The sequence below is a fragment of the Mycobacterium sp. IDR2000157661 genome (assembly GCF_022317005.1).
Taxonomy (GTDB): Bacteria; Actinomycetota; Actinomycetes; order Mycobacteriales; family Mycobacteriaceae; genus Mycobacterium.
On record NZ_CP081006.1, the window covers coordinates 252,151 to 265,395 of the forward strand.

The window sequence follows — 13,245 nt, forward strand, 5'->3', positions numbered from 1 at the left end:
CAGCACAATGTACTCATGACCTCGCTTCCCGCCGCACTGCGGCGCGTCACCGGCATCACGCCGGCCGCCCGGATGGCCGCGATGCTGTTCGGCATCGGAACACTGCACTTCCTTGCTCCCAAACCGTTCGACGGCATCATCCCCACCGAATTGCCGGGGACGCCGAGGTTCTACACCTACGCGTCCGGGGCGGCCGAGATCGGGGTCGCGGCCGCCCTGGCCGCTCCGCGGACCCGGAAGGCCGGAGCGGCGGCGGCCGCGGCGCTGTTTCTGGCGGTGTGGCCGGGCAACTTCAACATGTGCCGACTGTGGTGGCACAAGCCGTGGCCGATGCGGGCGATCGCCATCGCTCGGCTGCCGCTGCAGATCCCGATGATCACCACGGCGCTGAAGATCTACCGCGAGTCCTAAGCGACGTCGAGCAATCGGGCCAGCGCGTCGGCGTCGGGCAGGGTGTCCGGGGTGACGGTGGTCCCGGTGCGCACGTAGTGGAACGCCGCGCGCACCTTCTCGACCGGGATGGCGTGCAGCGCGGACCACGCCAGCCGGTACACCGCAAGCTGAACGGAAGCCTGCTGTTTGACCTCCGGTGTGGCCGAGGGATCGCCGGTCTTCCAGTCGACCACGGTGACGCCGCCGTCCTCGTCGGCGAACACCGCGTCGATGCGCCCCCGCACCACCCGCCCGGCGAGGACCATGTCGAAAGGCACCTCGACGTCGACCGGTGTGCGGGCCGCCCACCCCGACACCGCGAATGCCGCCTGCAGTTCTTCGAGTTCGTCGGCCACCGCGGTGGCGTGGTCGACCGCCCCGGGCAGGTCGTCGAGGTCGAACAACCGGTCCGCGTGGTAGAAGCGTTGCACCCAGTCATGAAATGCGGTGCCCAGCAACGCGTGCGGATCGGGTCGGGTAGGTACCCGCCGGCGCAGCCGCTGGGCGACCGCGTCTGGGTCTCGGCCCAGCTCGACCAGTGTGCTGACCGACAGCTGAGCGGGCAGCGGCGGGACGGGCCGTTCGGTCACCGACTCCCGTTCGGCCAGCAGCGCGTCGACGTCGGCGGCCCAGCCCTCGAGGGAGTCGACAGGTACTTCGGCGAGGTCGTCGCACATCGCGGCCGCCACCAGGTCCGCGCCACGATCGACGTCGGACCGGCGGGTACCGGCGGGGTCGACCGGCCATACCGCTTCGACCACGTTGTCGCGCAGCGGGTTTGCTTGACCGTCGGGCGGTGGGGGGGCCCAGTGCTCGATCACGCCGCACGCGTCGCCTGCGTCGGCCGACCGCTCGATGATGTCACGGAGCTCGCAGAGGAACTCCGACGGGCCGCGCGGCTTGCTTTCGGACGGCCCCCAATGGTGACCACTGAGCAGCAGCGTGTCCTCCGCGCGGGTGAGCGCAACATACAGCAACCGGCGTTCTTCATCGACGCGGCGCTGCTCGAGACTCTGCTTGTGCTCGTGGATGCTGTCAGCCAACCGCTTGCGGTCGTTGACATCGGAGGTGTCGAGCACCGGAACGCCGTGCTCGGACATCGTGGCCCGATCACCGCGCAGCAGTGGCGGCAGGTCGCCGGCGTCGGTGAGCCAGGTGCGGGCCGACCCGCCGGAGGGGAACACCCGCCCGCTCAGGTGCGGCACCGCGACCACCTGCCACTCCAGTCCCTTCGCCGCGTGGATGGTCATGATCTGCACCCGGTCGCCGGCGGTTGACGTTCCCCCTTCGCTTCGCGGGAGAGGTGCCCCCACGGCGGGAGCCAAACCGTTCTCGACCTGTTCGGCGGCTTCGAGGTAGGCCAGCAGTCCGGGTAGGTCGGCACCCGCGCGAGCGGCGAAGTCGTCTACCACATCGGCGAACGCGTCGAGGTGCTCGGCGCCCGACCACCCGGCCGACACCGGGCGGCTCGCGCGCACCTCGGTGTCGATGCCGAGTATGCGGCGCACCTCGGCGACCAATTCGGGCAGCGGGTGCGACAGGTGGGCGCGCAGCGCGGTCAACTCCCGGGCCAGCGCCACGATGCGGTGGTACCCCGTCGACGAATACGCTACTGCGGCACCGGGATCGGTGATCGCCTCCGCCAGGCAGGAGGTGTCGGCGTCGGGTGACGCCTGTGCGACGATGCGGTCGGTGGCGCTGAGACCCTCGGTTGCGCCGCTGTCGAGCGAGACCGCGCGCCGCCACAGCGCAGCGATGTCGCGGCCCCCCAGTCGCCACCGTGGACCGGTCAACACGTGCATGGCCGCGCTGCCCGCGGTCGGGTCGGCGACCAACCGAAGCATCGCCACCACGTCGGCGACTTCGGCGACCCCCAGCAGCCCCGCCAGGCCGACGACCTCGACCGGCACGCCGCGTGCGGTCAGTGCGTCCGCCATCGGGGCGGCGTCGGCGTTGCGCCGCACCAGAACCGCGGCGGTCGGCGCCGTCGCACCCTGCCCACGCGCGCCGTGATAGATGTCGGCGATGTGGCCGGCCACCCATTCACGTTCGGCGGCAACGTCGTTCATCAGCGCGCACCGGATGGTGCCGGGCTGGGCGTCCGGTCGGGGCCGCAGCGAACGCACAGCGACCGAACGCCGTCGCGCCTGTTGGGACACCGCGTTGGCCAGGTGCAGCGCCCGCGGCGGGTTGCGCCAACTGGTACGCAGCTCGAGCGTCGGTGCCGGGCTGCCGTCCGAGCGCGGGAAGTCCGTGGTGAACCGCGGCAGATTGGTGGCCGAGGCGCCGCGCCACCCGTATATCGACTGGATGGGGTCGCCGACCGCGGTCAACGCCAGGCCGTCGTCGACCCCGCCGCCGAACAGCGACGACAGCGCGACGCGTTGTGCGTGGCCGGTGTCCTGGTACTCGTCGAGCAACACCACCCGGTACCGGCTGCGCAGGTGTTCGCCGACATGCGGGAAGTTCTCGGCCAGTCGCGCGGCCGAGGCCATCTGCATGCCGAAGTCCATCACGTTCTGCGCGCGCATCCGCTCGTGCAGGGCGTCGACGAGCGGCACCAGCTCCGTGCGCTCGGTCTGAGTGGCGAGCATCCGCAGCAGCCACTGGCTGGGCCCGCGGTCGCGTTGATACGGCCCCGCAGGCAGGGCGTGCACCAGACGCTCCAGCTCGACGTGGGTGTCGCGAAGCTCCTCGGTATCGACCAGGTGCTCGGCGAGCTGACCGGCCAGCCGTAACACCATCGAGCTGACGGCCGCTGGGGTCTTGTCGGTTTCGAGCGCGGGGTGGTCGCACACCACCCGAAACGCCAACTGCCACAGCTCTGTCTCGCTCAACAGCCGCGTGTGGGGCTCCACCGGCAGAAGCAGGCCGTGCTCACGCAGCAGGTTGCCGGCGAAGGCGTGATAAGTGCTGACGGTCGGCGGTTCGTCTCCCGATTCTGCCGGGGCCGTGACAAGGCCGGCACCGGAGAGCCGGGCGAGGCGGGTGCGGACGCGCCGCAGCAATTGCCCGGCGGCCTTGCGGGTGAAGGTCAGGCCCAGCACCTCGCCCGGGCGGGCGTAGCCGTTGGCGACCAACCACACCACCCGCGCGGCCATCGTCTCCGTCTTGCCTGCGCCTGCGCCCGCGATGACGACCAGCGGTCCCGGCGGCGCGGCGATCACGGCGGCCTGCTCGTCGGTCGGTGCGAACAGGCCGAGCGCGACCGCGAGTTCCGATGGGCTGTAGCGCGGCGTCATCATCGGCCACCACGGGCCGCCTGGGCGGGGCACATCGCCCGCACCGGACAGTGGGTGCAGCCGTCGTTGATCCGCGCGACGAAGTCGGGCCCCTGGGTGGCGGCCGCCGCTTTGTGCACGGTCTCGCGCCATTCGGTGCGACCGTCGGCCGTAAGTGGGTCCTGCTGGCGTTCGGCCACTCCGGATGCGCCGACCTTGCCGAGATAGACCAGGCGTCCGCCGCCCGCGGTGTCGCCCTGGGCCACCAGACCTTCGGCGATCGCCAGCTGGTACATGGCGAGCTGGGCGTGGCGCTGGGCGTCGTCCTTGCTGACCGGGCTCTTGCCGGTCTTGACGTCGACCACGACGAGCCTGCCCTCAACGTCGCGTTCCAGCCGGTCGACCCGGCCCCGCACCCGGACCTGCGGCCGGCCGTCCCCACCCTCGATGACGCCGTCGACGGCGACTTCGGTGCCGACCTCGGTCAGTTCCCCGCGGGTCTGGGCGCGCCACTGTGCGAACGCCGAAACCATGGCGCGGTGCCTGCCCAGTTCGTTGTCGGCGTACCAGTTCGAATCGAACGGCAGCTTGCCCCAGACCTTCTCGAGATCGCGCAGCATCGTGCTCTCCGTCGTGGCGGGGTCGGCGATCAGCGCATGCACCAGCGATCCCACCGCCGACCGCACGTCGCGGCCGTCGCTGCCGCCATGGCGCTCCAGCAGCCAGCGCAGCGGGCAGTCACTGAGCATCTGCAGCGTCGACGGCGACAGCGTCACCGTGTGCTCGTCGCCGCCCCACAACGGTTCGGCGGTGGACACGGGCGTCCTCGCGTACCACTGAGCCGGATCGGCGCCGGCCACCCCGGCCGTCGCAAGCCGGGCCAATTGGATTGCCGCACAGAAGCGTTGCGCGTCGTCGATCGCTCCGTCGCAGGCACACACAACCGCCCGAAGCCGACCGACCAGTGCGGCGGGCGTCAGTACCCGCGGAGCGGTGACCGGCGGTGTGGTGTCGAGGTCGCCACCGGCGACGGCGGCAAGTTCGGTGCAGAACGCCGATGGCAGCATGGACTCGTCGCCGCTGTCGCTGTCGACGGCCGTCACCAACAGCCGGCTTCGGGCGCGGCCCATCGCGGCGATGAGGAGTCGGCGCTCTTCGGCCAGCAACGGCGCCCGGGTCGACACCACGCGGCCACCCTCGCCGGTGACGCCGTCGAGCACGTCGACCAGGTGCTGGGTCGCCAGCACGCCGCCGCGGGGAACGGTGTTGGGCCACAAACCCTCCTGCACCCCGGCCACGACGAGGAACTCCCATTCGCGTCCCAGGGCCGCGTGTGCGCTGAGCACCGCGACCGCGTCGGAATCGGCGCGCTCATCGCGGGCCGGCGGGCCGAGCGCCGCGACGTGGTCGATGAGCCCGCGCAGCGACGCGCCAGTGGTGCGGTTCACGTACTGCTCGGCGACGTCGAACAACGCGGTCACGGCGTCGAGGTCGCGATCGGCCTGTGCGCCGGAAGGACCACCGCGTTCACTCGCGGCCAGCCAGCGTCGCTGCAGACCCGACCGGTGCCAGGCCTGCCACAGCGTGTAGCGGGGATCGGCGCCGTCGGCGGCACTGCGCCCGGCGGCCTCCAGCACCGCCTGCACCCGGCGAAGGGCACGGTGCAGGTTCTCGGGCAGACCGTCGACGCCCGTCTCCAGCGCCTCGATCAGCAGTTGATCGACACTGCGCGGGGGTTGTGCGGAGTCCGCCCGGCGCAGCGCGCGGCGCAATTGGCGCAGCGACACCGGGTCGACACGGCCGATGGGCCCTGTCACCAACAAGTGGGCAAGCTCGGCGTCGAGTCCCCGCGCCGTGGCCGCGAGCACGGACAGCAACGACCGAACCGCAGGTTGATCGGCCAGCGGCGTCGTCGGGGCCGGCGCGGCCACGGGAATCCCGGCGGCCGCCAGTGTCCTGGTGAGAACGGCCCCCACCCGCGGCACCGAACGCACGATGACGGCCATCTCCGACCAGGGCGTCCCGTCGACCAGATGTGCCCGGCGCAGCGCGTCGGCGATCAACGCCGACTCGGCGTGGGGCGAGGTGGCGATGCGCACCGCCACCGACCCGGGGTCCCCCGGCGCACCGGTCAGCACGCGGCCGTCGTCGGCGCCCGGTAGCCGGCGGGCGATCCCGGTGATGGTGTCGGCGATCGCCGGTGCGCAGCGATGCGAGCCCGTCAGCGTGATCGAGGGTCCATCGCCGCGCAGCAGCACGGGATCGGCGCCGCGATAGCCGAACACGGCCTGGTTGGGATCACCCGCGAGCACCGTCAGCGCGGCACCCTGGGACAGGACCCGAACCAGACGGGCAGCCTGCGGATCGAGGTGCTGGGCATCGTCGACGAGCAGCAGCCTGATCCGGGCGCGCTCTCCGGCCACCAGCTCGGGATCGGTGGCGAAGGCCTCCAGCGCCGCTCCGACCAGTTCCGCGGCCCCCAGAGCGGGGATGGTGGCCTGCGGGGCTGCCATGCCGACCGCCGAGCGCAGCAGCATGATCTGCTCATATGCCTGGGCGAACCGGCCCGCGGCCAGCCACTCGGGCCGGCCTGCACGCCGACCGATACGTTGTAGCGCAACCGGATCCACCCCGCGCTCGGTGCAGCGGGCCAGCAGGTCGCGCAGTTCGGTCGCGAAGCCGACCGTGCTCAACGCCGGCCGCAGATGGGCAGGCCACGCAACGGCCGACCGGTCGCCGTCCTCGAGGTCACCGGCGAGCAGTTCGCGGATGATCCCGTCCTGCTCGGCGCTGGTGATCAGCCGCGGCGGCGCGTCACCATTGCGCTGCGCGGCCAGCCGCACCACGGCGAACGCGTAGGAGTGCACCGTGCGTACCAGCGGTTCGCGCACCACCGTTCGGCCGCCGGCCTGCAGCAGCGCCGACGTGATCGCGGCGCGGACCTGTGCGCCGAGCCGTGCCGAACCCGTCAGCAGCAGAATGGATTCCGGTTCCATACCGGCGGCGATATGCGACACGGCGGACCGCACGAGCAGGGTGCTCTTGCCGGTGCCTGCGCCCCCGATGACCCGAACCACGCCGTGCGAACCCGGTCCGGTGAGCGTGGCCGGGGTCAGGTCGGTGTGCGGTGCGGACATGAACGCATGACACCACGGGGGTCCGACAAGCGGCCGTCCGGCGAGGCTGGCAGCATCACGGTCGTGACCGAGCTCCTGCACGTGTACCGGTACGGCCCCGAGGACTCCGCGCAGGTGGTGGCGATCCACGGCCTGACCGGACACGGCAGGCGGTGGCAGACGCTGGCGACCGGACACCTGGCCGACCTCTCCATCGCCGCACCGGATCTCATCGGCCACGGCCGCTCCTCGTGGGCGGCGCCGTGGACATTGGAGGCGAACGCATCGGCGCTGGCCGCGCTGATCGATGCCGGGCGTCCCGCCGTGGTGGTCGGCCACTCGTTCGGCGGCGCGGTGGCGTTGAGCCTGGCTGCCGCCCGGCCTGAGCTGGTGTCGAGCCTGGTGCTGCTCGACCCCGCGGTGGCCTTGGACGGCGAGTGGATGCGCGACGTCGCCGAGAGCATGTACGACTCCCCCGACTACACCGACCGCGCCGAAGCGCGCGCCGAGAAGGCCAACGGATCATGGGGGGAGGTGGACCCGGCCGAACTGGACCGCGAACTCGACGAGCATCTGATCGACCTGCCCGGTGGCCGGGTCGGCTGGCGGATCAGCATACCGGCGATGCTTTCCTACTGGAGCGAACTGGCTCGCCCGGTCACATTGCCGCCCAAGGGGATACCGACGACGGTGGTCCGGGCCACCGGCACCCGGCCGCCGTACGCCACCGACGACCTGATCGCCGCGCTGGCCGATCGGGTGGGCGCGAAATTCACTCTCGCGGAATGGGATTGCGACCACATGGTCGCACATGCGCGGCCCGTCGAGACGGCGGCGCTGATCCGTGAGCAACTGGCCTAGCCATGCCGGCGATCACCGACGAACAGATCGAGGCGGTGCGTGCGCTGGTGGCCGCCATCCCGCGCGGACGGGTGTCGACTTACGGCGACATCGCCGATGCCGCTGGGCTTTCCAGTCCCCGCATCGTCGCCTGGATCATGCGCACGGATTCGGCGGATCTGCCGTGGCACCGGGTCATCAGGGCCTCGGGGCGTCCGGCGCCGCATCTGACGACGCGGCAACTGGAGATGCTGCGCACCGAAGGGGTGCTCGCACGAGACGGACGGGTCCCGCTGCGCGAGGTGCGCCACGAGTTCTAAAGCACCAGGCGGACCAGCGCCGCGGTGCGCGCAAGGCCGGGGAACGCCGCCGCCGTCGACCTCGGATGCAACGCATGCACGGCGATGCGGAACATCAACGCCCGCAACAACATCTGCGACCATTCAGGTAACGGGCTCCACCGCTCGATGAGCCCGTCGTCGGCCTCGCCCCAGGAAAGCGCGTCGACCACGGCGACCCCGGCCGCCCAGGGCGCCGGCCGCCAGTACGGGATGATGTCGGTGATGCCCGGGGCGGCGGTCCCCGCGAAAAGCACTGTGCCGTAAAGATCGCCGTGCACCAGCTGGCTCGGACTCTTGGTCGGCTTACGCAGGGCGGCCAGTTGGTTGAGCAGCTCGACCGAGCGCTGCCCGTCGGCCGAACCCGGCGCCACCCGGGCACCCGGCGGCAGCGAGTGCAGCGGCCGCTCCTCCCAGGCCGCGCGGTCGGCGGCGATGAACACGTCGACGTCGGCCCACGGCGCCACGGGCGGTTGGGTCAAGAAGCGCGGGCGCTCGAGTTTGGCCGTCGCCTCGTGCAGGCGCACCGCGGCCGAGACCACCTCGTCGTGGCGCGGTTCGGGGGTGCCCGCAACGAACGTGTCGGCCCGCCAGCCGGCCACCACGTAGCGGCCGTCGGTGGAACGCACCGGCCGGGCCAGGCGCACACCGTCGATGAACAGCGTCTCGCGGACCTTGGCCGACCAGGCGGCGCGGGCGTGGTCGGCGACCATCGACAACACGACTTCGCCGCAGCGCCAGCCGCCTTCCCAGCTCGACCCCAACGGCACCGGCTGAACGCCGGTCAGCCCGAAGGCCGCCAGCACATGATCGGGCGGCCGCTCGACAGTCACCACCTCAGCCTAAGCCGAGGACCGGCAAACCAGCCGTTAGTACATCACCATGTCGGGTTCGAGTTGCTTTCCCCAGGCGACGATTCCGCCCTGCACGTGCATGGCGTCGGAGAAGCCGGCCTTCTTCGCGATGGCCAGCACCTCTGCCGAGCGCACACCCGTCTTGCAGTAGAACACCGGAGTCCGGTCGACCTGCAGCCGCGACAGCGCCTCACCCGACTCGAAGGCGCCCTTCGGGATCAGTTGCGCGCCCTCGATGCGGTTGATGTCCCACTCGACGGGTTCGCGCACGTCGATCAGCGCCAGCGGCTTGCCGGAATCCATCAGTTCCTTGAGCTCGCGCGGGGTGATCGTCGCGTCCGAAGCAGCCTGGGTGGCCTCGTCGGACAGCACGCCGCAGAACGCCTCGTAGTCGATGAGCTCGGTGATCTTCGGTGTGGCCGGGTCCTTGCGGATCTTGATCGTCCGGTAGGTCATGTCGAGCGCGTCGTAGACCATCAGCCGGCCGAGCAGCGGCTCCCCGATGCCGGTGATCAGCTTGATGGCCTCGGTGCCCATCACCGACGCGATCGAGGCGCACAGGATGCCCAGCACGCCGCCTTCGGCGCACGACGGCACCATTCCCGGCGGCGGGGGCTCGGGATAGAGATCGCGGTAGTTCAGGCCCAGACCGTCGGGGGCGTCCTCCCAGAACACCGACACCTGGCCCTCGAAGCGGTAGATCGAGCCCCACACGTACGGCTTGCCCGCCAACACCGCGGCGTCGTTGACCAAGTAACGGGTGGCGAAGTTGTCCGTGCCGTCGAGGATCAGGTCGTACTGGCCGAACAGTTCGACGGCGTTGTCGGGCTCCAGACGGAACTCGTGCAGGTTCACCTGGACCAGCGGATTGACCTCGAGGACGGAGTCGCGGGCGCTCTCGGCCTTCGATCGTCCGATGTCGGACTGGCCGTGGATGATCTGGCGCTGCAGGTTCGACTCGTCGACGACGTCGAACTCGACGATGCCGATGGTGCCGACACCGGCGGCCGCCAGGTACAGAAGGGTCGGCGAACCCAGCCCGCCGGCGCCGATGACGAGCACCCGGGCGTTCTTGAGCCGCTTCTGACCGTCCAGTCCGAGGTCGGGGATGATGAGGTGGCGGCTGTAGCGCGCGACTTCCTCACGTGTCAGTTCGGCCGCCGGTTCCACCAGCGGCGGCAACGGTGTGGACACCGTGTTGTCCTCGATTCACGTTGGTTGTTGGACTCCTGACCATCACATCAGGTACCGGGTGCAACAGCAACGAGACCCCGGCGCTTCCCGCAGCCCTCGCGGGAGTGGGGGACGCGCTCAGGCGATGGGGTACGGCCAGGGGTTGGGTTTGCAGGTCTCGTTGTCGGGCTGCACGGACTGCGGGTCGAATTTCGCCGCGTCGTTGTTGTTGGTCGAGAAGGTCTGCTGCATCATCACCGGCGCCAACTGGTCCTGGCCGCCGCAGGGCTCGTGCCGCTGGTAGCCGATCGCGTGACCCACCTCGTGGTTGATCAGATACTGCCGATAGGAGCCGACGTCGCCCTGGAACGGAACGGCGCCACGGACCCAGCGCGCCACGTTGATGAACACCCGCGGCTGGCCGCCGGCGTAGGCGGGGTTGTAGCAGCTGGCCTCCAGCTGGATGTCGTAGCCGCACCCCTCGCGGACCGTCATCGGTGTGCTCAGCGACACCCGGAAGTCCGGCTGCACCCCCGAAGCCGCGTCGACGCGGGTGAACGCGAACTGCGGGTTGTGGGTCCAGCTCTTGGGGTTGGCCAGCGTCTCGCTGACCATCCGGGCGAAACCGTCGTCGCCGCCGAACGTCGCGGTGTCGATCCCGTCCTCGACCTCGACGGTGTAGGTGAACGTCTTCGCGGTGCCCTGGCCGACCTGCGGCGCGGTGCCCGGCACGACGTGCCAGGTCTTGGCGCCCACCTCGGTGAACGGACCACCCTCCGGCAGGATCCCGGTGGGCAGGTTCGCGTCGAACTCCGCGAGGCCCCTGGGCGGGGCGCCGATGATCGCGGTGGAGGCGACGCCGATGGTCGGCGGTCCCTGTACCGGCCCCTCGGACTCCTTCGACGCGGGCGCGCTGGTCCCGGTGATCGTCTGGTACACCACCACGGCGGTGACCGCGATCAGGATCGGCAAGGCATAGGCGCGCCAGCCGTATGTCGAGATGAATCGCCCGAGCCAGGTCTGCTTGCGGACGCGACGGTGCTCTTCGCGGTTTGAGCGGACGCGGCCCGAGTCCTCGGCGAGCGGGTCGCGCTGGGCGCGCAACGGCTCGCGCCACTCACTGCGCAGGGCGGGTACACCCCCTCGAACTCCTGAGCCCCCGCGACGCCCTGACTCCATCATCCTCTTCGCGTGCGGAGGTCGTACGTCACGCAGAACAGGATGACACAGGCCGGGGCCGGCAAGCTCCCGGCGCGCCACCCGGGCAGGGTGCCCGGCCTACCGTGCAGGGCGCGGCGACGGTAGTAGTGTCGTTGCGAAACCAGGCCAGCTGACGCCAGACGAAGGAAGTGATGAGCGATCTCGCCAACACCGCCGCGCGGAGGGGCGCGCAGCCGGGCAGCGGCGACGTGGTGAACCGACGTGGCAACCGGCTGCCGCGGGACGAACGCCGCGGCCAGCTACTCGCTGCCGCCAGCGAGATCTTCGTCGACCGCGGCTACCACGCCGCGGGCATGGACGAGATCGCCGATCGCGCCGGAGTGAGCAAACCGGTGCTGTACCAACACTTCTCGTCGAAGCTTGAGCTCTACCTCGCGGTGCTGGCCAAGCACGTCGAGAACCTGGTGTCCGGCGTGCGGCAGGCGCTGCGCACCACCACCGACAACCGACAGCGACTGCGCGCTGCGGTGCATGCGTTCTTCGATTTCATCGAACACGACAGCCAGGGCTACCGGCTGATCTTCGAGAACGACTACGTCACCGAACCGCAGGTCGCCGCCCAGGTGAAAGTCGCCACCGAGGCGTGCACGGATGCCGTGTTCGACCTGATCAGCCGCGATTCGGGACTCGAGGCGCACCGGGCCAGAATGATCGCCGTCGGCCTGGTCGCGATCAGCGTCGACTCGGCGCGCTACTGGCTCAACAACGAACGGCCGATCACCAAGGACGACGCGGTCGAGGGCACCGTGCAGTTCGCCTGGGGCGGCCTGTCACACGTGCCGCTCACCCGGTCGTAGCCGACTGCGCCCCCACGCCGAAGCCAACCCGGCGCACATCTGCCGCGCCGATCTCGACATAGGCGATCTTGGCCGCCTGCACCAGGAAGCGCCGGCCCTTCTCATCGGTCAGAGCGAGCACCCGCGTGTCGTTGGCCAGCGCGTCGGTGATCAACTGCTCCACCTCGGTGGGTGTCTGCGCGCTGTTGAAGCTCAACTCGCGCGGGCTGTCCGTGACACCGATCTTGACCTCCACGCCCCGGTCCCTTTCCGTTGGTCGACTTGCTCTGCCTCAGAAGGCTAGTGGACGCGCCGCCGACCCCGCGCCTGCGGTGAGTTCGCGCCCGGATGAGGCCTCCCGCACGGCGACCGAACCGAGTCCGGACCGTTACCGACACACAACCGGCTGAACCTCATCTGTCACTTCCACCTCGATAGCATCGGGCGCGGCAAGTGTCATTGCGCCATCGACGACCCCGGGAAAACCCTCATGAACAGGCCTTATACCGCTTCTTCTCCGTACTCGCTGACGCCGACGGAACGGATCCGCATCTATCCCGACGAGACGCCGGCCTACGACGCCGGTCCGGGTTACGGCTCGGGTCATGGCCCGGACGACTACTCGGACGGCTACGACAGCCTGCACGAATTCGACGACTACAGCGACTTCGATCAGCAGCGCTATGACGAAGAACGCCTCGACCGGCATTGGATGTGGATCGCCGGTATCGCCGGGGTCATCCTGTTCGTCGCGGTCGGCACGACGGGGGTGATCCTCGGCGGTGGCGACAGCGGATCGGTGGCGGCCACCGTCACGTCGGCGGCGCCGACGACCTCCGCGGGGCCCGCCACGACGTCGGCTGCGCCGTCTGCGGCCACACCGGCGCCCGCGGTGCCCGCGCTGCCGCCGGAGACGGTCACCACCGTCAGCCCGACGGCCGAAACGACCGTCCATCCGACCCCCGCGCCCACCCCCGCAGCGGCACCGCCGCCCGCCCCGTCACCACGCACGATCACCTACCGGGTCACCGGTAACCGGCAGCTGATCGACCTGGTGACGGTGATCTACACCGACCAGCGGGGCGCACTGCAGACCGACGTGAACGTCGCGCTGCCGTGGGCGAAGACCGTCGTGCTGGATCCCGGAGTGGAATTGAAGTCGGTGACGGCGACGAGCGTCGCGGGTCAGCTGAACTGCAGCATCACCGACGCCGCCGGCACACTCATCACCGCGCAGAACAACAACTCGATGATCACCACCTGCACCCGGTAGG

11 protein-coding genes are annotated in these 13,245 nt (G+C 70.4%); 5 read left to right on the forward strand and 6 right to left on the reverse strand.

All coding sequences use genetic code 11. The features are described 5' to 3' along the window. The first annotated feature begins 15 nt into the window (after positions 1 to 15). Complete coding sequence (locus tag K3G64_RS02140; RefSeq protein ID WP_238888635.1) at positions 16 to 411, forward strand: DoxX family protein; 396 nt, start codon at positions 16 to 18, stop codon at positions 409 to 411. On the opposite strand, the gene K3G64_RS02145 is transcribed toward K3G64_RS02140, so the two are convergent. Beyond that, on the reverse strand, positions 408 to 3,674 hold the full coding sequence (locus K3G64_RS02145; RefSeq protein WP_238888636.1) for an ATP-dependent helicase: 3,267 nt from the start codon (positions 3,672 to 3,674) through the stop codon (positions 408 to 410). The genes K3G64_RS02140 and K3G64_RS02145 overlap by 4 nt on opposite strands. Further along, positions 3,674 to 6,790: an ATP-dependent helicase gene (locus K3G64_RS02150; protein WP_238888637.1), complete on the reverse strand. Its 3,117-nt coding sequence runs from the start codon at positions 6,788 to 6,790 to the stop codon at positions 3,674 to 3,676. The genes K3G64_RS02145 and K3G64_RS02150 overlap by 1 nt, the downstream gene beginning before the upstream one ends. A 6-nt stretch (positions 6,791 to 6,796) precedes the next feature. Between K3G64_RS02150 and K3G64_RS02155 the strand changes: the two genes are divergently transcribed. After that, a complete protein-coding gene (locus K3G64_RS02155; protein WP_238888638.1) occupies positions 6,797 to 7,630 on the forward strand; it encodes an alpha/beta fold hydrolase in 834 nt (277 codons plus the stop codon). Positions 7,631 to 7,632: 2 nt separating this feature from the next. Further along, the gene (locus tag K3G64_RS02160) at positions 7,633 to 7,929 is read left to right on the forward strand and encodes an MGMT family protein (RefSeq protein WP_238888639.1); all 297 of its coding nucleotides are present in this window, start codon (positions 7,633 to 7,635) and stop codon (positions 7,927 to 7,929) included. On the opposite strand, the gene K3G64_RS02165 is transcribed toward K3G64_RS02160, so the two are convergent. The 3 genes from K3G64_RS02165 to K3G64_RS02175 form a co-directional block, all read right to left on the reverse strand. Next, positions 7,926 to 8,780 (reverse strand): TIGR02569 family protein, encoded by an 855-nt coding sequence (locus K3G64_RS02165; RefSeq protein WP_238888640.1) that lies wholly within the window; start codon positions 8,778 to 8,780, stop codon positions 7,926 to 7,928. The two genes, K3G64_RS02160 and K3G64_RS02165, sit on opposite strands and share 4 nt — an antisense overlap. A gap of 36 nt (positions 8,781 to 8,816) precedes the next feature. Beyond that, on the reverse strand, positions 8,817 to 9,995 hold the full coding sequence (moeZ, locus tag K3G64_RS02170; protein ID WP_238888642.1) for an adenylyltransferase/sulfurtransferase MoeZ: 1,179 nt from the start codon (positions 9,993 to 9,995) through the stop codon (positions 8,817 to 8,819). A gap of 117 nt (positions 9,996 to 10,112) precedes the next feature. After that, positions 10,113 to 11,153 (reverse strand): DUF3152 domain-containing protein, encoded by a 1,041-nt coding sequence (locus K3G64_RS02175; protein WP_238888644.1) that lies wholly within the window; start codon positions 11,151 to 11,153, stop codon positions 10,113 to 10,115. A 173-nt stretch (positions 11,154 to 11,326) separates the two neighbouring features. On the opposite strand from K3G64_RS02175, the gene K3G64_RS02180 reads away from it, so the two are divergent. Beyond that, positions 11,327 to 11,992: a TetR/AcrR family transcriptional regulator gene (locus tag K3G64_RS02180; RefSeq protein WP_238888645.1), complete on the forward strand. Its 666-nt coding sequence runs from the start codon at positions 11,327 to 11,329 to the stop codon at positions 11,990 to 11,992. Here K3G64_RS02180 and K3G64_RS02185 read toward each other — a convergent pair. Next, positions 11,979 to 12,227, reverse strand: a complete 249-nt coding sequence (locus K3G64_RS02185) for a DUF3107 domain-containing protein (protein ID WP_238888646.1) — start codon at positions 12,225 to 12,227, stop codon at positions 11,979 to 11,981. The two genes, K3G64_RS02180 and K3G64_RS02185, sit on opposite strands and share 14 nt — an antisense overlap. A 234-nt stretch (positions 12,228 to 12,461) precedes the next feature. Between K3G64_RS02185 and K3G64_RS02190 the strand changes: the two genes are divergently transcribed. Continuing rightward, the gene (locus tag K3G64_RS02190) at positions 12,462 to 13,244 is read left to right on the forward strand and encodes a hypothetical protein (RefSeq protein ID WP_238888648.1); all 783 of its coding nucleotides are present in this window, start codon (positions 12,462 to 12,464) and stop codon (positions 13,242 to 13,244) included. Position 13,245: the final 1 nt, after the last annotated feature.